This window comes from Pseudomonas sp. RIT409 (genome assembly GCF_003052515.2).
Lineage (GTDB): Bacteria > Pseudomonadota > Gammaproteobacteria > Pseudomonadales > Pseudomonadaceae > Aquipseudomonas.
In genome coordinates, this window is record NZ_QARE02000008.1 from 88,421 (window position 1) to 109,218 (window position 20,798).

Genomic DNA, 20,798 nt, shown 5'->3' on the forward strand with positions numbered 1-20,798 from the left:
ATCGTTCCCACGCACCACAGGGCAACGATCACCCCCGCACCATCCGCTGCATACGAAAAAGCCCCGTCTCTTGCGAGCGGGGCTTTTGCGTTTTCAGCGCCTGTTGCCGATCAGTACTTATCGATCTTCGCGGCTGACTGCAACTGCGCCTGATACGACTCGAAGTCTTGACGGCCTTCTCGTGATGCCAGGAAGCGGCGGTACTGAGTTTTCTCGGCGTCGGTGGCCGGCGCTGCCTGATTTACGCCGTTGAGACGTATGATCACGTAGCCGCCATCGGCTGCAGTCAGGCTGGCATAGACCGGCTTGTCCTTGCCTTCGGGCTTCGGCATGCGGAACAGGGTCTGCAAGACCTGAGGATCGACGCCGTCCTGGCCGCGGGAGGCCGCTTCCACCACTTTCCAGCTCTGACCGTCCTGCTTGGTGGCGGTATACGGCACCTTGCCGTCACGCAGCCCCGCCAGCAGCGCCTCGCCCTTGGCCTTGATCGCTTCGGACGCATGGTTCTTGACCAGTTGGGCACGGATCGCATCGGCAACCGCCTCCAGCGGCAATTGCTCCGGCTGGCGGTGCTCTTTCATGTGCACGACGACGGTCGTGTCGGGGTCGAGCTCCAGCGCCGAGCTGTTCGAACCTTCTTCCATCACTTCCGTGCTGAAAGCGGCCTGAACCACGGAACGGTTGGCGGCAACGCCTTCCCCGCCTTCGCGGCCAAACGGTGCGGTGGTCTGCACCTTCAGGCCGAGATCCTGTGCAGGCTGAGTCAAGTCAGAGGCTTCGTATGCAGCGTCCTGCAATTTCTTGCTCGCATCCACGTACATCTGCTCGACCTGCTGAGACTTCAGGTCATGGGTCAATTTGTCTTTCAGGCTGGCGAAGGTCGGCACCGACGGCGCCTCGACGCCCAGCAGCTTGATCAGGTGCCAGCCAAACTGGGACTTGACGGGGGCCGAGACCTGATCCTTGTTCAACGCGTAAAGCGCATCCTCGAACGCTGGATCGTAAACGCCTTTGCCTGCGTAACCGAGGTCACCGCCCTTGCTGGCCGACCCTGGATCCTGCGAGTAGGCCTTGGCCAGCGCAGCGAAATCTTCGCCCTTGGCCAGACGCTGCTGAATTTCTTCGATCTTCGCCTTGGCCTGTGCATCGGTGGTCTTGTCATTGACCTCGATCAGGATGTGAGCCGCACGACGCTGCTCGGACAGATTGGCGATGTCTTTCTGGTAGGCGGCCTGGAGGTCTTCATCTTTCACCGAGACCTTGTCGAAGAACGAGGACTTCTTCAGTTCGATGTAATCCAGCACCACCTGCTCGGGGCTCAGGAACTCCTTGGCGTGCTCGTCGTAGTGAGCCTTGACCTCGTCGTCACTGACTTTCACATTGGCGGTGTCAGCGGGCAGGGAAAGTATGGCGAAATCCCGCGTCTGCTTCTCCAGGCGGGCAAATGCATCGACTTGAGCGTCGGTGACGAAAGCGCTGCCGGCGATGCCCGCGCGCAGTTGGCCGATCAGCATTTCCTGGCCCAGAATCTGGCGGAATTGCAGGCGACTGTAGCCCAGTTGACGAACGACCTGATCGAAACGGTCAGCGTTGAATTTGCCGTCCACCTGGAACTCAGGGGTCAGCAGGATCTGTTGATCCAGCGCTGCCTCGGAGAAGCCGAAATGGGAGTCGGCAGCGCCCTGCAAAAGCAGCTTGCGGTCGATCAGACCCTTGAGCGCCGAATCGCGCAGCATCTTCTCGTTGAGCATGGCAGGATCGAAATCCTTGCCCAACTGCTGCATGAGCTGGCGACGTTGCGTTTCAACGGCCTGGCCGAGCTCGTTTTGAGTGATTTCCTCGCCGTTGACCTTCGCCGCGTCCTGACTGTGGCTGGTGGCCCTGAAAATGGCGTCAAAGCCGGTCAAGGCCATCAGCGCAATGACAACGCCGATGATGGTCTTGGCAATCCAGCCTTGTGAATTGTCCCTGATATTCTGCAGCATGCGTCCCCCAGAGGGTTTTACTCAACTCACCAAGCTGCGACACATGGAGCGGAGCGTGGGTGTATTCCGGATAGAAGAAAGGCGCATCCGAGGATGCGCCTTCTCGTAACGTGCAAAGCGGATAGGGTTCGAACGTCCGTTCCCCAAGGTGACAGGCCAGCGCTTGACCAACCGCACCTGCCGCTTTACGACCAGAGCAGAGATGACGCTGTTCTGGCGCTAGGCAAAGGTGAAAGGAAACTCAGTTGACGGCTTCTTTCAGCGCTTTACCGGCTTTGAAGCCTGGCTTCTTGGCCGCAGGGATTTCCAGAGTCTTACCGGTCTGTGGGTTACGGCCGGTACGGGCAGGACGGTCAGTGACGGAGAACGTGCCGAAGCCAACCAGTACAACGGAGTCGCCAGCCTTCAGAGCGCCAGTGACGGATTCGATTACTGCGTCCAGCGCACGGCCAGCAGCAGCTTTCGGGATGTCAGCGGATGCGGCGATAGCATCAATCAGTTCCGACTTGTTCACTCTAAGTCCCCTTATATCTATCTATATTGAGTATATTTTCTAAGTTTTTCTGTGAAGCCAAACAAACGCTGAGTGGCCTGCTGACGCTGGAAAGAGCCGCTTTATAACAAGGGCTCTAAAAAGCTGTCAAGGAAGGCCCCCCAGACTAATGCGTGCTAATTCTTTCCTTAGAGTCAGACTCGCGTTTTTCATCCTTTGCGACCATCTCCGGAGCCACATCCGGCAAGGGCTCCGGCGCGTATTGCAGCGCAATTTGCAGGACTTCGTCAATCCATTTGACGGGTTTGATTTGCAGGTCCGCCTTGATATTGTCCGGAATTTCCTTCAAATCACGCACGTTTTCTTCTGGAATGATCACCGTTTTAATTCCACCGCGGTGAGCGGCCAGCAATTTTTCCTTCAAACCGCCAATCGCCAGCACTTGCCCGCGCAAGGTGATTTCGCCCGTCATGGCCACATCGGCCCGCACCGGGATCTGCGTCAGCGCCGACACCAGCGCGGTGCACATGCCCACACCCGCACTCGGACCGTCCTTCGGCGTCGCCCCTTCCGGCATGTGGATGTGCGTGTCGCGTTTTTCATGGAAATCGAGGGGAATCCCCAGGCTCTTGGCTCGGCTGCGGACCACGGTCTGCGCGGCGGTGATGGACTCGACCATCACGTCCCCCAGTGAGCCGGTCTTGATCAACTGCCCCTTGCCCGGCACCACGGCCGCTTCGATAGTCAGCAACTCGCCGCCCACCTGAGTCCATGCCAGCCCGGTGACCTGGCCGATCTGGTCCTGTTGCTCCGCCAAGCCGTAGCGGAACTTGCGTACGCCAAGGAAGCCTTCCAGCATTGCAGCCGTCACGACCACCTTGAAATGCTTCTCGCCCGAGTGTTCCTTGACCGCCTTGCGGCAGACCTTGGCGATTTGACGCTCCAGGCTGCGGACACCGGCCTCACGCGTGTAGTACCGGATAATGTCGCGAATGGCCTCTTCTTCGAACTCGATCTCGCCCTTCTTCAGGCCGTTTGCAGCGATCTGCTTGGGCGAAAGGTACTTGGTGGCGATGTTGATCTTCTCGTCTTCGGTGTAGCCCGGCAGACGGATCACTTCCATGCGGTCCAGAAGGGCCGGCGGAATGTTCATCGAGTTGGCGGTGCACAGGAACATCACATCCGACAGGTCGTAGTCGACTTCCAGATAGTGATCGTTGAAATTGTGGTTCTGCTCGGGATCGAGCACTTCGAGCAGCGCCGACGCGGGATCGCCGCGCATGTCACTGCCCATTTTGTCGATTTCATCGAGCAGGAACAGCGGGTTGCGCACCCCAACCTTGGTCATCTTCTGAATCAGACGGCCAGGCATCGAGCCAATGTAAGTACGGCGATGGCCGCGGATTTCGGCCTCGTCACGCACACCGCCCAACGCCATGCGCACGAACTTGCGGTTGGTGGCACTGGCGATCGACTCGGCCAGCGACGTCTTGCCGACGCCGGGCGGACCGACGAGGCACAGGACCGGCCCGCGAATTTTCTTCACGCGCTTTTGCACGGCGAGGTATTCGAGGATCCGCTCTTTGACTTCTTCAAGGCCGTAGTGGTCGGCATCGAGGATGTCCTCAGCGCGCGCCAGGTCCAGCCGCACCTTGCTCTGAGCCTTCCACGGCACCTGCACCAGCCAATCGATGTAGGAACGCACGACGGTGGCTTCAGCGGACATCGGCGACATCTGCTTGAGTTTGTTCAGCTCGGCCGTGGCCTTGGTCATGGCGTCTTTCGGCAGGCCTGCGGCATCGATGCGCTTTTTCAGCTCTTCGATTTCGTTGTGGCCTTCTTCGCTGTCGCCCAATTCCTTCTGAATGGCCTTCATCTGCTCATTCAGGTAGTACTCGCGCTGGCTGCGCTCCATTTGCTTCTTCACACGGCCGCGAATGCGCTTCTCGACCTGAAGCAGATCGATTTCGGCATCCAGCAGCGCCAGCACGTGCTCGACACGGGCGCCGAGCTCGATGATCTCGAGGATTTCCTGCTTCTGCTCGATCTTCAGCGCCATATGGGCAGCCATAGTGTCGACCAGACGCCCGGGCTCATCGATGCTGTTGAGGGATGACAGGACTTCAGCCGGGACTTTCTTGCCCAACTGCACATATTGTTCGAACTGCGACAACAGGCTGCGCACGAACACTTCGGACTCGCGATCCGGTGCGTCGACCTCATCGATCAGCGCCACTTCGGCGCGGCAGTGGCCATCCACTTCGATGAAACGCTCGACGGATCCTCGCTGTTCGCCCTCCACCAGGACCTTGACGGTACCGTCGGGCAATTTCAGCAACTGCAATACGGTTGCAACGGTACCCACGCTATAAAGGGCGTCTTCGCCAGGGTCATCGTCTGCAGGGTTGCGTTGGGCAAGCAACAGGATCTGCTTGTCGCCCGTCATCGCAGACTCGAGGGCCTCGATGGATTTTTCGCGACCCACGAACAGTGGGATCACCATATGCGGATACACCACGACATCGCGCAATGGCAAAAGAGGCAGTTCAATGGTCGTCTTCATGATTTCGCCTCTACGGCGGCCTTAAGGCCATGGACAGATAAAAATGAGCTGAAAACCAAGATGGGGGTAGGCTTGCAAAAATACAAGCGCCGCGTCGAGTTAATGCGAAGGCGCCGCTCAAATGCAAAAGGGGCCCGAGGGCCCCTTTTGTCTTACAGTCGCCCGTGCATCAGTGGCAAGGGTTATGCGTCCGGAGCCGCCTTGGCGGGTGGCTCGCTGTTCTCGTAGATCAACAGCGGCTTGGACGAACCCTCGATGACGCTCTCGTCGATCACCACTTTGCTCACGTCAGGCTGCGACGGGATTTCGTACATGGTGTCGAGCAAAACGCCTTCAAGAATGGAGCGCAGCCCACGGGCGCCTGTCTTGCGCTCCAGCGCACGACGGGCCACCGATTTGAGTGCGTCGGTGCGGAATTCGAGGTCCACACCTTCCATTTCGAACAACTTGCCGTACTGCTTGGTCAAGGCGTTCTTCGGCTCAGTCAGGATCTGCATCAGCGCCGCTTCGTCCAGCTCATCCAGCGTCGCGAGGACGGGCAGGCGACCCACGAACTCGGGGATCAGACCGAACTTGACCAGATCGTCAGGCTCGACTTCACGCAGCGACTCGCCGACTTTCTTGCCCTCTTCCTTGCTGCGCACCTCGGCATTGAAGCCGATGCCGCCTTTGGTGGAGCGATTCTGGATGACTTTCTCGAGGCCAGAGAAAGCACCGCCGCAGATGAACAGAATGTTGCGCGTGTCCACTTGCAGGAATTCCTGCTGTGGGTGCTTGCGACCGCCTTGTGGCGGAACGGAAGCCACGGTGCCCTCGATCAGCTTGAGCAGGGCCTGCTGCACACCCTCACCCGATACGTCGCGGGTGATCGAAGGGTTGTCGGACTTGCGGGAAATCTTGTCGATTTCGTCGATGTAGACGATGCCCATCTGGGCCTTTTCGACATCGTAATCGCACTTCTGCAACAGCTTCTGGATGATGTTTTCCACGTCCTCACCCACATAACCGGCTTCGGTCAGGGTGGTGGCGTCGGCGATGGTGAACGGTACGTTGAGCAAACGCGCCAGCGTTTCCGCCAGCAAGGTCTTGCCGGAGCCCGTAGGGCCGATCAGCAGGATGTTGCTCTTGCCCAATTCAACGTCGTCGTTTTTCTTGTCGCGCTGGTTCAAGCGCTTGTAGTGGTTGTACACCGCTACTGCGAGAACCTTCTTGGCACGCTCCTGACCAATGACGTACTGGTCAAGGATGCCGCTGATTTCTTTCGGCGAGGGCAATTTATGCGCGCTGCTTTCTGCCTGTGCTTCCTGCACCTCCTCGCGGATGATGTCATTGCACAGGTCGACGCACTCGTCACAGATAAATACCGAGGGGCCGGCAATCAACTTGCGCACTTCATGTTGGCTTTTGCCGCAGAAGGAGCAATAAAGCAGTTTGCCGTTGTCCTCGCCGTTGCGGGTGTCAGTCATTCGATCGATCCAATCCGGTAGGCTTGCAACACAAGATGAAGGCAATTGCGGGCTTTTTCAAGTCCGCAGGTGGTACGGGAGCCCCGACCACCCGGGATTACTGCCTGTCAGCCGATCATTTGATCATCTGACGTTTATCGAGAACCGAATCCACCAGACCATATTCGGCGGCACGCTCGGCGCTCATGAAGTTGTCGCGGTTGGTGTCGCGCTCGATGGTTTCCAGCGACTGGCCTGTGTGATGGGCCAGCAACTCGTTCAGGCGCTGGCGAATGTACAGGATTTCCTTGGCATGGATGTCGATGTCCGACGCCTGCCCCTGGAACCCGCCCAACGGCTGGTGAATCATCACGCGGGAATTCGGCAATGCGAAACGCTTGCCTTTGGCCCCGCCAGCCAAAAGGAACGCGCCCATGCTGCAAGCTTGCCCCATCACAGTGGTCGACACATCCGGCTTGATGAACTGCATGGTGTCGTAGATCGCCATGCCCGCCGTCACCGAACCGCCTGGCGAGTTGATGTACAGATGGATGTCCTTGTCCGGGTTTTCCGCTTCAAGGAAGAGCAGTTGCGCCGAGATCAGGTTGGCCATGTAGTCTTCGACCGGGCCGACCAGGAAAATCACACGTTCCTTGAGCAGACGGGAGTAGATGTCATAGGCGCGTTCGCCACGGGCGGACTGCTCGATAACCATCGGGACCAGGCCGCCAGCGGCCTGGATGTCAGAGTGCTGCTGAATATAAGAATTGCGGGACATGTCTCGCATTCACTCCCAAATAGTCATGTCTTGAATACGCATAAGCCAGCACGAAGGCTGGCTTATGGTGTTTTCGAACGAGAGAAAGAAATCAGTCGGCTTTTGGAGCTTCCACCGGCTTGACGGCTTCTTCGTACGAGACCGCTTTATCGGTCACGCTCGCTTTCTGCAAAACAGTATCCACAACTTGCTCTTCCAGCACAACCGAACGCACTTCGTTCATCTGCTGTTCGTTCTTGTAATACCAGGCCACCACCTGCTCCGGTTCCTGATAAGCGGACGCCATTTCCTGGATCAGGTCGCGAACGCGGGCTTCATCAGGCTTGAGGTCGAACTGCTTGACCACTTCGGCGACGATCAGACCCAGCTCGACACGACGCTTGGCCTGCTCTTCGAACAGCTCGGCGGGCAGTTGATCAGGCTTGATGTTGCCGCCGAACTGTTGAACGGCCTGCACGCGCAGACGGTTCACTTCGTTTTCCAGCAAGGCTTTGGGGACTTCGATCGGGTTGGCCGCCAGCAGACCGTCCATGACCTGGTTCTTGACCTTGGACTTGATGGCCTGACGCAGCTCGCGCTCCATGTTCTTGCGAACTTCGGCGCGGAAACCTTCCAGGCTCGACTCCTTGATACCGAACTGGGTGAAGAACGCTTCGTTCAGCTCTGGCAGGACAGGTGCCGAAACCGAAGTCACGGTCACGGTGAACTCGGCGGCTTTGCCAGCCAGCTCCAGGTTCTGGTAGTCCTCGGGGAACGTGAGGTTCAGAACGCGCTCTTCGCCCGCCTTCGCACCCACCAGCCCGTCTTCGAAGCCAGGAATCATGCGGCCCGAACCAAGCACCAGTTGAGTACCGGTTGCCGAGCCACCGGAAAAGGCTTCGCCGTCGATTTTGCCGACGAAGTCGATGGTCAGTTGATCTTCGTTCGCAGCGGCGCGGTCGACAGCTTCGTAACGAACGTTCTGCTTGCGCAGGATTTCGAGCATGTTGTCCAGATCGGAATCCGCGACATCAGCTGACAGACGCTCTACCGAAACCGACTCGAAGCCCGCAACGGAAAACTCAGGGAACACTTCGAAGGTGGCGACGTACTCGAGATCCTTGCCTTTTTCGAAGGCTTTGGGCTCGACAGAAGGCGCGCCGGCCGGGTTCAGTTTTTGCTCGACGACGGCTTCGTAGAAGGTCGCCTGGATCAGATCGCCCAGCGCTTCCTGACGGGCGCCATCCTCATAACGCTGGCGGATCACGCTCATAGGCACTTTGCCAGGGCGGAAGCCCGGGATCTTGGCTTTACGTGCGGTCTGCTGCAGACGCTTGTTGACTTCGGTCTCGATGCGCTCAGCTGGCACGCCAATGGTCATGCGGCGCTCGAGAGCGGAAGTGTTTTCAACAGAAACTTGCATGGATATTCCTCGTTGCACAGACGTTAGCCGGCCGTTTCCGACCCCAGAATCAAGGGCAAGCATTCTAGTGGGTCAATCTCAAGAAGTCACCCTACTGAAGAAGGGTAAATACGATGGAATGCAACCAGAAGGAAAAGGAGGAAGATGCGAATCTTCGCGAGCGGTCTGGAACGCAGCTTGCGCCCTCTATATATAAGGAAGCGAAGCGCGACCGAATGTCGATCCATTCCCTGGAAACACTCCGGAAAAGCCCGTGTGCGAGAGCGTGACGGGCTCGCTCCAGCGTGAAACCGATACGCCGAAACAAAAAAAGCCGCACGGGGCGGCTTTTTCCAAACCTCGAATCGCCATTGGCGATGTTCAGGGCTTTTAACTGGTGCGGACGAAGAGACTCGAACTCTTACGCCTCGCGGCGCTGGAACCTAAATCCAGTGTGTCTACCAATTCCACCACGTCCGCGTTTTGAAGCGCTTCTTAAAGCAAAGGCGCCAGACTATCAATCTGGCGCCTTTTCGAATATGGGGTGGACGATGGGGATCGAACCCACGACAACAGGAGTCACAATCCTGTGCTCTACCAACTGAGCTACGCCCACCATATCGCGTTACAACCTACTTGTGCCAAAGCTGCCTGAAGTGGCGCACCCGGCAGGACTCGAACCTGCGACCATCCGCTTAGAAGGCGGATGCTCTATCCAGCTGAGCTACGGGCGCTGGTCAATTCGCTTTCTTTCGAAGGCAAACTAGAGCTTTCAATCACACTGAGTCGATTTAAACTCCACCTGACTTTACCAACCCTTCGACTTGATTTGCCGCTTCCGGCTTATCATGTGTGGGGTTGTGCCCGACAAGTGCGACGAATCTTATAGACGACCTCCGGGGGCGTCAACACTTTTTTCTAAAAAATTCAGTTAATTAAAGGGCTTAGCTTATTAAGCGGACCAACCGCCTTTGCCCTTGGCCGTTGTCATGCGAGAATGCGCGCTCTTTTTCCCACCCTTCCGATGGTTAATCACGCGTAATGACTGCAAAACTAATAGACGGCAAAGCGATCGCAGCCAACCTGCGCCAGCAGATCGCCCAACGAGTCACCGAACGTCGCGAGCAAGGGCTGCGCACACCGGGCCTCGCGGTGATTCTGGTCGGCAGCGACCCCGCCTCTCAGGTTTACGTCTCGCACAAACGCAAAGACTGTGAAGAGGTCGGCTTCATTTCCCGGGCCTATGACCTGCCGGCCGCGACCACTCAGAGCGAATTGACCGATCTGATCGACAGCCTCAACGAAGATCCGGCCATCGACGGCATCCTGCTGCAACTCCCGCTACCTGAGCACCTGGATTCCTCACCCCTGCTGGAGCGGATCCGCCCGGACAAGGATGTCGATGGTTTCCACCCTTATAACGTTGGCCGTTTGGCGCAGCGCATCCCTCTGCTGCGGCCATGCACGCCGAAAGGCATCATGACCCTGCTGGAAAGCACGGGGGTCGATCTCTATGGCAAGGACGCGGTCGTGGTGGGCGCTTCCAATATCGTGGGCCGTCCAATGGCCATGGAACTGCTCCTGGCCGGTTGCACCGTCACGGTCACTCATCGGTTCACCGAAGACCTGGCGGGCCACGTGAGCCGCGCCGACCTGGTGGTTGTGGCAGCGGGCAAGCCCGGCCTGGTCAAGGGTGAGTGGATCAAGGAAGGCGCGATCGTGATCGACGTCGGCATCAACCGTCAGCAAGACGGCAAGCTGGTCGGCGACGTGGTTTACGACACCGCCCTGCCCCGCGCGGGCTGGATCACCCCCGTTCCCGGCGGCGTCGGCCCGATGACGCGCGCGTGCCTGCTGGAGAATACCCTCTACGCAGCCGAAACGTTGCACGGTTGAGCAGCACGGCGTGAATGAAAACGGCACCTCGCGGGCGCCGTTTTTTTTTTGCCTAGAAGCCTCGGGTCAGTGTCAGACCCGCTGGCCATTCCTCACTTCTTGGCCGCTTCCCAGCTTTTGAGCAGGTCCGAATAGGCGATGGTTTCACCCTTCGGCTTCTCGTTCGCCAGTTTGCGCTGTGGTGCCAGGAACTTGCCACCGCTCTTCTCGGCTTTGCTGTACCACTCTTCCGCCGAAGTTTCGGGGTTCATTTTCGGCGCACAGCCACTCGCCTCCTGAACCTTGGAGCGCTCGATCCGGGTCATGATCGCATCCTGATCCTTGGCCAGCCCGTCCAGCGCCGCTTGCGCGGTTTTCTCGCCGGTGACTGCTTCTGCCACGTGACTCCACCACAACTGCGCCAGCTTCGGATAATCCGGGACGTTGGTACCGGTTGGCGACCATTGCACACGGGCCGGGCTGCGGTAAAACTCGACCAGGCCACCGAGTTTCGGTGCCAGGGCAGTCATTTCCTTGGAGTTGATGTCCGATTCGCGAATCGGCGTCAGACCCACGATGGTTTTCTTCAGCGAGACCGACTTGGATGTCACGAACTGCGCATACAACCAAGCTGCCAGGCGTTTCTTCTCGTCAGACGACTTCAGGAACGTCCACGACCCTACGTCCTGATAGCCTAGTTTCATGCCCTCTTTCCAGTAGGGACCTTTCGGAGAAGGCGCCATTCGCCATTTTGGCGTGCCATCGGCATTCATCACCGGCAGCCCCGGTTTGGTCATATCGGCCGTAAACGCGGTGTACCAGAAAATTTGCTGCGCGACGTTACCCTGGGAAGGCACCGGGCCCGATTCGGAGAAGGTCATCCCCGCAGCTTCCGGTGGCGCGTAGGCTTTCAGCCAATCGATGTATTTCTGGGTCGCGTAGACCGCGGCAGGGCCGTTGGTGTCGCCACCTCGGGTGATGCTGGAGCCGACAGGATGGCAGTCCTCGACGCGAATGCCCCACTCATCCACAGGCAACCCGTTCGGCAAGCCTTTGTCACCGCTGCCCGCCATGGAGAACCAGGCATCGGTGAAGCGCCAGCCCAGGGACGGGTCTTTCTTGCCGTAGTCCATGTGGCCATAGACTTTCTTGCCGTCGATTTCCTTCACGTCTTCACTGAAGAACTTGGCGATGTCCTCATAGGCTGACCAGTTGACCGGAACCCCCAGTTCATAACCGTATTTGGCTTTGAACTTTTCCTTCAGGTCCGCGCGCTCGAACCAGTCGGCTCGGAACCAGTACAGGTTGGCGAACTGCTGGTCAGGCAGCTGATACAGCTTTCCGTCCGGCGCTGTGGTGAACGAGGTGCCGATGAAGTCCTTGATGTCCAGCGTCGGCGACGTGACCTTCGCCCCTTCGGGGCTGGCCATCAGGTCTGTCAGAGACAGCGCCTTACCATAGCGGAAATGAGTGCCGATCAGGTCCGAGTCATTGACCCAGCCATCATAGATGCTCTTGTCCGACTGCATGGCGGTCTGCAGCTTCTCGATGACGTCACCTTCCTGAAGCAGGTCGTGGGTCACTTTGATACCGGTGATTTCGGTGAAGGCCTTGGCCAGGGTTTTCGATTCGTACTCGTGGGTGGTCAGGGTTTCGGACACCACCTTGATGTCCATGCCGCGGAACGGCTCGGCCGCCTTGATGAACCACTCCAATTCCTTGAGCTGATCGGCGTCGGACAAGGTGGTCGGCTTGAATTCGCTGGCCGCCCACTTCTTCGCGGCGTCTTCGTACTGATCCGCCCATGCCGACACGCTCAAGCCGCTGAGCATTACCATGGTCGCTACCGTCACACTATGTCGCAGCTTGTTTTTCTTATTGAACATAGACACCTCCAGTGTTGATTCTTATGTAGTCCCGCGTTTCAACCTGCTTGCATTACCCGCCTACAACGAGAACGCCTTTCAACCGTTTACCCCCAACGCATCACCACCAGCAGCCAGATCAGGGACACTCCCGAGGCCACCCAGATGCTCCAGTCGGTGGCGCCGATCACCAGCAAATGCAGGTAGGCGCTGCCGAGAAGGCCGATGAACAACCGGTCCCCACGGGTGGTAGCCATTGGCAGAAAACCACGACGTTCGATGCTTGCCGAGCGCAATTCCCAGACCGTCATTGCCACCAGCAAGGCAGCGATCGATCCGAAAAACAGGGCAGTCGGCAGTGTCCAGGACATCCACTCCATTTCTTTGCCTCCCTCAGACCCGACCAAGGGCGAAGCCCTTGACCACATGGTTGCGTACGAACCAGATCACCAGCATGCCAGGCAGGATAGTCAACACCCCGGCGGCCGCCAGCACGCCCCAGTCGATACCTGACGCCGATACGGTACGGGTCATGACCGCCGCGATCGGCTTGGCATTGACCGACGTCAAGGTCCGCGCGAGCAACAATTCGACCCAGGAAAACATGAAGCAGAAGAACGCCGTGACACCGATCCCCGAGCCGATCAGCGGGATGAAAATCTTGCCGAAGAACTTGGGAAAGCTATATCCGTCGATGTAGGCGGTTTCATCGATCTCCTTGGGCACGCCGGACATGAAGCCTTCCAGGATCCACACCGCCAACGGTACGTTGAACAGGCAGTGAGCGAGCGCGACAGCGATGTGGGTGTCGAACAGGCCGATCGACGAATACAGCTGGAAGAACGGCAACAGGAACACAGCCGGTGGCGCCATGCGGTTGGTCAGCAACCAGAAGAACAAATGCTTGTCGCCCAGAAAACGATAGCGGGAAAACGCATAGGCGGCGGGCAAGGCCACGCTCAGCGAGATCACGGTATTCAAGCAAACGTAATACAGCGAGTTGATATAGCCGCTGTACCAGCTCTCGTCGGTGAAGATCACCCGGTAGTTGGCCAGCGTGAAATCCTGCGGCCACAGGGTCAGGCCGCCGAGGATTTCGGTGTTGGTCTTGAAGGACATGTTGACGAGCCAATAGATCGGCACCAGCAGAAACAGCAGGTAGATCCACAAGGGCAGTGTCTTGCGCAGACTCATGGGTCGCTCCTCAGTTCTTTTCGCCGTGGGTCATGGCGGTGTAGAACACCCACGACACCAACAGAATGATCAGGAAATACACCAGCGAGAATGCCGCCGCCGGCCCCAGGTCGAACTGGCCGAGCGCCATGGTCGTCAGTGTCTGACTGAGGAAGGTGGTGGAGTTGCCTGGCCCCCCCCCGGTCAAGACGAAGGGCTCGGTGTAGATCATGAAGCTGTCCATGAATCGCAACATCACGGCGATGAGCAGCACGCTCTTCATCTTCGGCAACTGGATATGTCGGAAGATGGCCCATTTGGATGCGCGATCGATCCGGGCCGCTTGGTAATACACGTCAGGAATCGCCCGCAGCCCCGAGTAGCAGAGCAGTGCCACCAGGGACGTCCAGTGCCAGACATCGATCACCAGCACCGTGACCCACGCATCCGAGGCGTTGCCTGCATAGTTGTAGTTGATGTGCAGCACGTTGTTCAGAAACCAGCCCAAAAGACCGATGTCTCCCCGACCGAAGATTTGCCAGATGGTGCCCACCACGTTCCACGGGATCAGCAGCGGGATCGTCATCAGGATCAGACACACCGAGGACCAGCGACCCTTGGTCGGCATGGTCAGGGCAATGCCGATGCCCAACGGAATTTCGATCAGTAACACGCAGCCCGAATAAATGAACTGGCGCAGTAAAGAATCGTGCAATCGCGGGTCCTGCAGCACCTGTTTGAACCAGTCGGCCCCGACGAAATACCGGCTGGATTGGTCAAAGATGTCCTGCACGGAGTAGTTGACCACGGTCATCATCGGGATGATGGCGCTGAATGCCACCAAGAGAAACACCGGCAGCACCAGCCACCAGGCCTTGTTGTTCTGCACCTTACTCATGCGGCACCTCGCCGGCCGGCGTGCGATTCGACTCGGCCTCCAGCAGAAATTCATCGGCGTACAGCATCAACCACTGCGCTGGGAAGCTGATCCAGGCCTGGCCCTGAGGCACCGGCTTGTCTTCCTGCAAGCGGACTTTCAATGCCTGGCCTGCCAGGTTCAGCGTGAGAATCTTGTAGGTCCCCAAATCTTCGACGTAAGTCACCTGTGCGCACATCGCATCGTCGAACGGGCCGTCCCAAACATGGACGAACTCGGGCCGGATACCGACCTTGAGGGTTTTCCAGGGCGTCGAAGCCAACCGCTGCTGCAAGGCCTCCGGAAGCGGAAGGTGAATGCCGCCGAACCCCACACCGCCTGGCTCGGGAGTGACCTCGATCAGGTTCATGCCCGGGCTGCCGATGAAGTAACCGACGAAAGTGTGGTGAGGCTTTTCGAACAGCTCACGCGGGGTGCCGAACTGTACGATTTGCCCGCCATACATCACCGCGATCTTGTCGGCGAAGGTCGAGGCCTCCAATTGATCGTGGGTGACGTAGACCATGGTGATGTTGAATTGCTCGTGAATCTGCTTGAGCTTACGTCGCAGTTTCCACTTCAGGTGCGGGTCGATGACCGTTAGCGGCTCGTCGAACAGAATCGCCGACACGTCGTCTCGTACCAGCCCGCGCCCCATGGAGACCTTCTGTTTCTCGTCGGCGGTGAGGTTTCTGGCCTTTTTCTTCAGCAGCGGTTGCAAGTCCAGCACCTCGGCGATTTCCTGCACCTTGGTCTGAATCCTCGGCTCTGGCATGCCCTGATTGCGCAGCGGAAATGCCAGGTTGTCGTACACCGTCATGGTGTCGTAGACCACGGGAAACTGGAAAACCTGAGCGATGTTGCGCTGCTCGGGGGACATTTCGTTGACCAGGGTCGAATCGAACAGCACCTTGCCTTCCGACGGGCTGAGCAAACCGGAAATGATGTTGAGCAACGTGGACTTCCCGCACCCCGATGGCCCGAGCAAAGCGTACGCCCCGCCCTGCTCCCAGATATGAGTCATCTCGCGGATCGCGTAGTCTTCAGGGCCTGTGGGATTTGCGCTGTAGCTGTGTGCGAGTTGTTGCAATCGGATCTCGGCCATCAGGCAACCCTCGCCATGCGCAGGCCCGGCGCTTGAATCAGACCGCCCTGCTGATCGAAAACGAACAGTTTGTGAGTGGGGATGTACACGCGAATCGGCGTATCGACGTCGTATTCATGAACACCTGGCAAGTGCAGCACCAATGAGAAGTGCTCGTTGCGCACGTGCAGGAAGGTTTCTGAACCGCTGATTTCTGCAAGCTCGACGGTAACCGCCAGTTCCAGATCGTCATCGTTGGACGGCACCAGGCTCAAGTGACTGGGGCGCACGCCGAAACGGTAGTCGCCATCGCCGATCTTGCGCAGGTCAACGTTGAGCGGGAAGTGCACGAAATTGGCAAAGCTGACTTCATTGCCCTCGATGCGCCCCGGCATCAGGTTGATCGGAGGCTCGGAGAACAGCTCGGCCGCCAGCACGGTTTTCGGCTGGTGATACACCTCAGACGTCTTGCCGCTCTGAATCACCCGACCTTCGTGAAGGATCGTGGTGGTCCCGCCCAAGGCCAATGCTTCGTTGGGCTCGGTAGTGGCATAGACCGCAATGGTGTTGCGAGTCTCGAACAACTGGCGCATTTCCTGACGCAGCTCTTCACGCAGCTTGTAATCGAGGTTGACCAACGGTTCATCGAACAGAATCAGCTCGGCGTCCTTGACCAGGGCGCGGGCCATGGCCGTGCGCTGCTGTTGGCCACCGGAGAGTTCAAGGGGGTAACGGCCGAGAAACTTCTCGATCCGCAGCATCCCGGCGGTTTCACGGACGCGGCGCTCGATTTCGTCTTTAGGCATCTTTGCCTGACGCAGCGGCGAGGCGATGTTGTCGAACACCGTCATGCTGGGGTAGTTGATGAACTGCTGATAGACCATCGAAACGTTGCGGTGCCGCACCGCAACCTGGGTGACATCTTTGCCATTCATCAGTACCCGGCCGCTGTCCGGCTTGTCCAGGCCGGCCATCAAGCGCATCAGGCTGGTTTTGCCTGATAAGGTGCGCCCCAGCAATACGTTGAATGACCCAGGTTCGAAGCTCAGCGAGGCGTCGTCGATCCAGATCTGACCGTCGACCGTGCGGCTGACGTGCTCAAGCGTGAGAGACATGACGTGCCCTTTGTTATTTGTCTTGTTCGGGTGAAGCGTTTTTGAATCTTGCGGGTGACATTCGTCGACCGCTTGTTGGATAGCGACAATCGTGCCAAACCATCTTCGCAAGTGAACACGACGCCAGAAGCATCGTTCCAGAGCCTTCAACGTCACCTGCTCTGCGAATGAACATTCGTAGGTGAACACAAATGAACAGGAAAGACTGAACAGCTGAACAAAATGAACATTGACTTTGAACACATCTGAACAACAATGGGTGAACGTTTCGAGCACGGATGCTCCGCCAAATCGGTACCCCAAAAAACAATAAAAGTATCAGGACGGAGCCAGCCTATGGCCGCTACAGCTCACGACACGATCATTCTGGATTCTTGGGCCCGCTGCCGAGAGTTCGGCCTGGACCATCAATCCCGCCCCGCCTTCAACCGCTTGCCTGAGCGGCAGATCGCTCAACTGCTGGAACGCCACCATTCTTTGGTGCAGACGACCCATCAGCAGGTCCTGCCCTTCTACGAGAACATCCTCAGCAATTCGAATTGCCTGATTCTCCTGGCCGATCAGCAAGGTCAAGTGCTCAATTCGTGGGGCACCAAACGCTTCGTCGAACCCGACCAGCAGCAGGGGTTCGTCGCAGGCGCCAACTGGCTGGAGCGTGGCGTCGGGACAAACGCAATCGGCACCGCGCTGGCCTGTGAACAGGCCGTGCACATCGAACACGACGAGCATTTTCTCAAGGCCAACCGGTTCATGACCGGTTCTGCGGCGCCCATCTTCGACGCGTCGAGACGGATGATCGCGGTGCTGGATGTGTCCAGCGACAGCTTCCTGCCTCCCTCGCACACGCTGGGGATGGTGAAGATGATGAGCCAGACCATCGAGAATCGGCTGATCCTCGACCAATTCCAGCACGGCTATTTCCAATTGACCTTCAACACCGGCCTGAACAACCTGGACAGTCAGTGGGCTGGGTTGCTGGTGTTCGACGAAAGCGGCCGAATCCTGTGCGCGAATCGTCGTGCCGACAACCTGCTGGGTGTCAGCCTGCTGCACGCCAATATCGAGAACCTGTTCAAAACGCCGGTCGCGCACCTGCTGGACCAACAGGAAGGCCAGCCCTTCGCGCTTCAGGCCGCAGGGCACAACCGTTTCCATGGCTCGATCAGGCGCCCCACCGCGCCGGTGCCCACGTTGCGCAGCATCACGTGCGCGCCCCAGCCTCGGCCTGCAATCATCAGCGACGAGAAGGTCGCCAAGGCGGCTCGCCAGGCCCAGCGGCTGTTGGAAAAGAACGTCCCGCTGCTGATCCTCGGCGAGACCGGAGCGGGAAAGGAGGTGTTCGTCAAAAACCTGCATCAGGCCAGTTCGCGGGCCAGCCAGCCCTTCATCGCGGTGAACTGCGCGGCCATTCCCTCGGAACTGGTGGAGGCCGAGTTGTTCGGCTACGAAAAAGGCGCGTTCACCGGAGCTCACCCTAAAGGTAGCATCGGCCTGATTCGCAAGGCGGACAAAGGCACGCTGTTTCTCGACGAGATCGGCGACATGCCGCTGCCCGTCCAGGCCCGTTTGCTGCGCGTGCTGCAAGAGCGTTGCGTCCAGCCGTTGGGCAGCAGCGAGCTGTTCCCGGTGGATATACGCGTCATTTCGGCGACCCACTGTTCGTTGCGCGAGCAGGTGCAAAGCGGGCGCTTCCGGCAGGACCTGTATTACCGCATCAGCGGGCTGAACCTTGAACTGCCGCCACTGCGGGACCGCACCGACAAGGCCGCTCTGGTCCATGCCATCTGGGAGCAGCACCGTGAGCCGCAGCAGAGGGCAGGCTTCGAGCCGTCGGTCCTGGCGCTGTTCGAGCGGCATCCATGGCCCGGCAATCTGCGCCAACTGAGCAACGTGATCCAGGTGGCGCTGGCGCTGGCGGACGATCAGCCCATTTCAACCGAGCATTTGCCGGAAGATTTCTTCGCGGATTTGGAGCTGTTCGAATTGAGCATCGCTAGTCCACAGCCGGAAACGGCTTTCAAGCGCAAAATGGCGCTGGACACGCCGAAGGAACTGAACGAGTTGCTGCAAGCTGCCGGGGGCAACATTTCGCAGTTGGCCAAACGGCTGGGAGTGAGCCGCAACACCTTGTACAAGCGGTTGCGCGAACAGGGTTTCTGACTGTGGATTAGTGCCGCCAGAGCCGACGCCGTCGCGGGCAAGCGCGCTCCTACAGGTGGAACGCGATCACTTGTAGGAGCGCGCTTGCCCGCGACAGCGTCGGGCCTGCGATGAAGATCCATCTGACACCCCTCGATCTCGGGCAACCGCAATCCCACAGCGGGATCAGCAGCGCACGACGGTTCCGCGACGGCCGCAAATCCCGTAGGAGCGCGCTTGCCCGCGACAGTGTCGGGCCTGCGATGAAGATCCGTCTGACACCCCTCGATCTCGCGCAACCGCAATCCCACAGCGGGATCAGTAGCGCACGACGGTTCCCGGCGGCCACGAATCCCGTAGGAGCGCGCTTGCCCGCGACAGTGTCGGGCCTGGGATGAAGATCCGCCTGACACACCCCATGACAGCCAAGCGCGATCCCACAGCGGATCAGTAGCGCACGACGGTTCCGCGACGGCCGCAAATCCCGTAGGAGCGCGCTTGCCCGCGACGGCGTCGGGCCTGCGATGAAGATCCGTCTGACACCCCGCCATGGCGGGTAAGCGCGAACCTACCGCGATAACGTTTTATCAGGCGCTAGCGATCAATCCGCCAAACGCCAGGTCGTTGTGCCCTTGCTGTCTTCCACGACCACCCCCATGGCGGTGAGTTCGTCACGGATGCGGTCGGATTCACCCCAGTTCTTATCCGCACGCGCCTGGAGGCGTGCAGCGATCAACGCCTCGACCTGGGCCGCATCCACCCGCCCTTCTGCACCGGCGCGCAGAAAATCGTCCGCTTCCAGTTGCAGCACACCCAACACACTGGCCAATTGCTTGAGCCGGGCGGCCAGACCGGCCGCGGCGGCCACGTCGGAATCGCGCAAACGGTTGATTTCCCGGACCATCTCGAACAGCACTGCACAGGCTTCCGGCGTACCGAAGTCGTCGTCCATTGCCGCCGAAAAGCGCTCGACGAAAGCCTCGCCGCCAGCAGCTTCCGCCACGGGCAACCCTTTAAGCGCGTGATAGAAACGCTCCAACGCGCCTTTGGATTCTTTCAGGCTGTCTTCGGAATAGTTGATCGCACTGCGGTAATGGCTGGACACCAGCAGGTAGCGCACCACTTCCGGATGGTATTTATCCAGCACATCGCGGATGGTGAAGAAGTTGTTCAAGGATTTGGACATCTTCTCGCCATTGATGCGGATCATGCCGCAATGCATCCAGGCATTGGCGTAGGTCTTGCCGGTCGCGGCCTCGCTCTGGGCGATTTCGTTCTCGTGGTGCGGGAATTCCAGATCGGAGCCGCCACCATGAATGTCGAACGTCTCACCCAAGCAGCAGGTCGACATCACCGAGCATTCAATGTGCCACCCCGGACGCCCTGGCCCCCATGGCGACTCCCAGCTCGGCTCGCCCGGCTTGACGCCTTTCCACAGCACGAAATCCAGAGGATCGTCTTTCGCTTCGTCGACCTCGATCCGCGCACCGATGCGCAGGTCTTCGATCTTCTTGCGCGACAGCTTGCCGTAGCCCAGGAATTTCCCGACGCGGTAATACACGTCGCCATTGCCCGGCGCATAGGCATAACCCTTGTCGATCAAGCGCTGGATCATGTCGTGCATGCCACCGATGTAATCCGTGGCGCGGGGTTCCAGGTCCGGCTTGAGAATGTTCAGGCGCGCTTCGTCTTCGTGCATCGCGTCGATCATGCGTGCCGTCAGCGCGTCGAACGGTTCGCCGTTCTCGCGGGCGCGGTTGATGATCTTGTCGTCGATGTCCGTGATATTGCGCACGTAGGTCAGGTCGTAGCCGCTGAAACGCAGCCAGCGGGTGACCAGGTCGAACGCGACCATGCTGCGGCCATGGCCCAGGTGGCAGTAGTCGTAGACGGTCATGCCGCAGACGTACATGCGCACCTTGTTGCCATCTAGCGGTTTGAAGACTTCTTTGCTCTTGGTGAGCGTGTTGTAGATCGAAAGCACTG

At 58.8% G+C, this 20,798-nt stretch carries 15 protein-coding genes and 3 tRNA genes; 2 read left to right on the plus strand and 16 right to left on the minus strand.

Annotation, left to right across the window (positions count from 1 at the left end; genetic code table 11):
- Positions 1–110: 110 nt before the first annotated feature.
- The 9 genes from DBP26_RS12360 to DBP26_RS12400 form a co-directional block, all read right to left on the minus strand.
- Entirely contained in the window at positions 111–1,985 is a 1,875-nt protein-coding gene (locus DBP26_RS12360; protein WP_108238229.1) for a SurA N-terminal domain-containing protein, read from the minus strand.
- Between the two features lie 241 nt (positions 1,986–2,226).
- Entirely contained in the window at positions 2,227–2,499 is a 273-nt protein-coding gene (locus DBP26_RS12365; protein WP_003183171.1) for an HU family DNA-binding protein, read from the minus strand.
- A 145-nt stretch (positions 2,500–2,644) separates the two neighbouring features.
- The gene (gene lon, locus DBP26_RS12370; protein WP_108238228.1) at positions 2,645–5,041 is read right to left on the minus strand and encodes an endopeptidase La; all 2,397 of its coding nucleotides are present in this window, start codon (positions 5,039–5,041) and stop codon (positions 2,645–2,647) included.
- Positions 5,042–5,223: 182 nt separating this feature from the next.
- The gene (gene clpX / locus DBP26_RS12375) at positions 5,224–6,507 is read right to left on the minus strand and encodes an ATP-dependent Clp protease ATP-binding subunit ClpX (RefSeq protein ID WP_108238227.1); all 1,284 of its coding nucleotides are present in this window, start codon (positions 6,505–6,507) and stop codon (positions 5,224–5,226) included.
- 115 nt (positions 6,508–6,622) lie between these two features.
- Positions 6,623–7,264: an ATP-dependent Clp endopeptidase proteolytic subunit ClpP gene (gene clpP / locus DBP26_RS12380; protein ID WP_108238226.1), complete on the minus strand. Its 642-nt coding sequence runs from the start codon at positions 7,262–7,264 to the stop codon at positions 6,623–6,625.
- A gap of 91 nt (positions 7,265–7,355) precedes the next feature.
- On the minus strand, positions 7,356–8,666 hold the full coding sequence (gene tig, locus DBP26_RS12385) for a trigger factor (protein WP_108238225.1): 1,311 nt from the start codon (positions 8,664–8,666) through the stop codon (positions 7,356–7,358).
- A gap of 374 nt (positions 8,667–9,040) precedes the next feature.
- A tRNA-Leu gene (locus DBP26_RS12390) sits at positions 9,041–9,125 on the minus strand.
- A 60-nt stretch (positions 9,126–9,185) separates the two neighbouring features.
- A tRNA-His gene (locus tag DBP26_RS12395) sits at positions 9,186–9,261 on the minus strand.
- Positions 9,262–9,302: 41 nt separating this feature from the next.
- Positions 9,303–9,379, minus strand: a tRNA-Arg gene (locus DBP26_RS12400).
- Between the two features lie 307 nt (positions 9,380–9,686).
- Between DBP26_RS12400 and folD the strand changes: the two genes are divergently transcribed.
- A complete protein-coding gene (gene folD, locus DBP26_RS12405; RefSeq protein ID WP_108238224.1) occupies positions 9,687–10,541 on the plus strand; it encodes a bifunctional methylenetetrahydrofolate dehydrogenase/methenyltetrahydrofolate cyclohydrolase FolD in 855 nt (284 codons plus the stop codon).
- 92 nt (positions 10,542–10,633) lie between these two features.
- Here the strand turns inward: folD and DBP26_RS12410 are convergent, their stop codons facing one another.
- The 6 genes from DBP26_RS12410 to DBP26_RS12435 form a co-directional block, all read right to left on the minus strand.
- Positions 10,634–12,406 carry an ABC transporter substrate-binding protein gene (locus tag DBP26_RS12410; RefSeq protein ID WP_108238223.1) on the minus strand — a complete coding sequence of 591 codons (1,773 nt, stop codon included), beginning with the start codon at positions 12,404–12,406 and terminating at the stop codon, positions 10,634–10,636.
- A gap of 86 nt (positions 12,407–12,492) precedes the next feature.
- Entirely contained in the window at positions 12,493–12,765 is a 273-nt protein-coding gene (locus tag DBP26_RS12415) for a DUF2160 domain-containing protein (protein ID WP_108238222.1), read from the minus strand.
- A 13-nt stretch (positions 12,766–12,778) separates the two neighbouring features.
- Entirely contained in the window at positions 12,779–13,579 is an 801-nt protein-coding gene (locus DBP26_RS12420) for a carbohydrate ABC transporter permease (RefSeq protein WP_108238221.1), read from the minus strand.
- A gap of 10 nt (positions 13,580–13,589) precedes the next feature.
- Positions 13,590–14,456, minus strand: a complete 867-nt coding sequence (locus tag DBP26_RS12425; RefSeq protein ID WP_108238220.1) for a sugar ABC transporter permease — start codon at positions 14,454–14,456, stop codon at positions 13,590–13,592.
- Positions 14,449–15,579: an ABC transporter ATP-binding protein gene (locus DBP26_RS12430; protein WP_108238219.1), complete on the minus strand. Its 1,131-nt coding sequence runs from the start codon at positions 15,577–15,579 to the stop codon at positions 14,449–14,451. The genes DBP26_RS12425 and DBP26_RS12430 overlap by 8 nt, the downstream gene beginning before the upstream one ends.
- On the minus strand, positions 15,579–16,673 hold the full coding sequence (locus tag DBP26_RS12435; RefSeq protein WP_108238306.1) for an ABC transporter ATP-binding protein: 1,095 nt from the start codon (positions 16,671–16,673) through the stop codon (positions 15,579–15,581). The genes DBP26_RS12430 and DBP26_RS12435 overlap by 1 nt, the downstream gene beginning before the upstream one ends.
- A 336-nt stretch (positions 16,674–17,009) precedes the next feature.
- Here DBP26_RS12435 and DBP26_RS12440 point away from each other — a divergent pair, with 336 nt between their 5' ends.
- Complete coding sequence (locus DBP26_RS12440) at positions 17,010–18,833, plus strand: sigma-54-dependent Fis family transcriptional regulator (RefSeq protein WP_108238218.1); 1,824 nt, start codon at positions 17,010–17,012, stop codon at positions 18,831–18,833.
- 580 nt (positions 18,834–19,413) lie between these two features.
- On the opposite strand, the gene cysS is transcribed toward DBP26_RS12440, so the two are convergent.
- Entirely contained in the window at positions 19,414–20,796 is a 1,383-nt protein-coding gene (cysS, locus tag DBP26_RS12445) for a cysteine--tRNA ligase (RefSeq protein WP_108238217.1), read from the minus strand.
- Positions 20,797–20,798 lie beyond the last annotated feature (2 nt).

What these genes read in the sequence shown, in the direction of transcription:
- DBP26_RS12360 (WP_108238229.1), bottom strand. Translation starts at nt 1,985, where the DNA reads ATGCTGCAGAATATCAGGGACAATTCACAAGGCTGGATTGCCAAGACC.
- lon (WP_108238228.1), bottom strand. Translation starts at nt 5,041, where the DNA reads ATGAAGACGACCATTGAACTGCCTCTTTTGCCATTGCGCGATGTCGTG.
- clpX (WP_108238227.1), bottom strand. Translation starts at nt 6,507, where the DNA reads ATGACTGACACCCGCAACGGCGAGGACAACGGCAAACTGCTTTATTGC.
- clpP (WP_108238226.1), bottom strand. Translation starts at nt 7,264, where the DNA reads ATGTCCCGCAATTCTTATATTCAGCAGCACTCTGACATCCAGGCCGCT.
- tig (WP_108238225.1), bottom strand. Translation starts at nt 8,666, where the DNA reads ATGCAAGTTTCTGTTGAAAACACTTCCGCTCTCGAGCGCCGCATGACC.
- folD (WP_108238224.1), top strand. Translation starts at nt 9,687, where the DNA reads ATGACTGCAAAACTAATAGACGGCAAAGCGATCGCAGCCAACCTGCGC.
- DBP26_RS12410 (WP_108238223.1), bottom strand. Translation starts at nt 12,406, where the DNA reads ATGTTCAATAAGAAAAACAAGCTGCGACATAGTGTGACGGTAGCGACC.
- DBP26_RS12415 (WP_108238222.1), bottom strand. Translation starts at nt 12,765, where the DNA reads ATGGAGTGGATGTCCTGGACACTGCCGACTGCCCTGTTTTTCGGATCG.
- DBP26_RS12420 (WP_108238221.1), bottom strand. Translation starts at nt 13,579, where the DNA reads ATGAGTCTGCGCAAGACACTGCCCTTGTGGATCTACCTGCTGTTTCTG.
- DBP26_RS12425 (WP_108238220.1), bottom strand. Translation starts at nt 14,456, where the DNA reads ATGAGTAAGGTGCAGAACAACAAGGCCTGGTGGCTGGTGCTGCCGGTG.
- DBP26_RS12430 (WP_108238219.1), bottom strand. Translation starts at nt 15,579, where the DNA reads ATGGCCGAGATCCGATTGCAACAACTCGCACACAGCTACAGCGCAAAT.
- DBP26_RS12435 (WP_108238306.1), bottom strand. Translation starts at nt 16,673, where the DNA reads ATGTCTCTCACGCTTGAGCACGTCAGCCGCACGGTCGACGGTCAGATC.
- DBP26_RS12440 (WP_108238218.1), top strand. Translation starts at nt 17,010, where the DNA reads ATGGCCGCTACAGCTCACGACACGATCATTCTGGATTCTTGGGCCCGC.